The sequence below is a fragment of the Streptomyces sp. NH27 genome (assembly GCF_056859195.1).
Genome location: NZ_JACEGK010001075.1, coordinates 1 through 491, shown reverse-complemented (window position 1 = coordinate 491; position 491 = coordinate 1). Strand labels below are relative to the sequence as shown.

The 491-nt window shown below is 74.5% G+C and carries 1 protein-coding gene; it reads right to left on the bottom strand.

Annotated elements, in window-relative coordinates; genetic code table 11:
* Nucleotides 1-491 (bottom strand): TIM-barrel domain-containing protein (locus tag AC13HU_RS38085; RefSeq protein ID WP_483046566.1); only part of this gene is annotated, 491 nt, incomplete at both ends.

Genomic DNA, 491 nt, shown 5'->3' with positions numbered 1-491 from the left:
CCCACACCTCCAGCTCCACCGCCCCGGCGGCCCCGGTCACCGGCAGCACCGCCCCGGCCCTGGCCAGCCCCGGAATCCGGCCCAACGGCGCCTCCAGCCGCACCGTCGAACACCCCCGGTAGGAGACGCCGGTGGCCGTGTCGTGCCACCGCCCGCGCGGCAGCCGCACCTGCCTGCTGGTGGCGCCCGCCACCAGCACCGGCGCCACCAGCAGCGACTCGCCGAGCAGGAACGCGTCCTCGCACTCCCGCAACGCCCGGTCGCCCGGCGACTTCCACCACAGCGGCCGCACATACGGCGCGCCGGTACGGTGCGCGACATGCGCCAGTGTCTCCAGATACGGCAGCAGCCGCACCCGTTCCTCAAGTGCCGCCCGCGCGTGCTCCAGCACCTGCGGCCCGAACTCCCACGGCTCCCGCCGCCCCGCGTCGATCGCCGAATGGGTGCGGAACAGCGGGAGATACGCGCCGAGTTGGAACCAGCGCAGATAC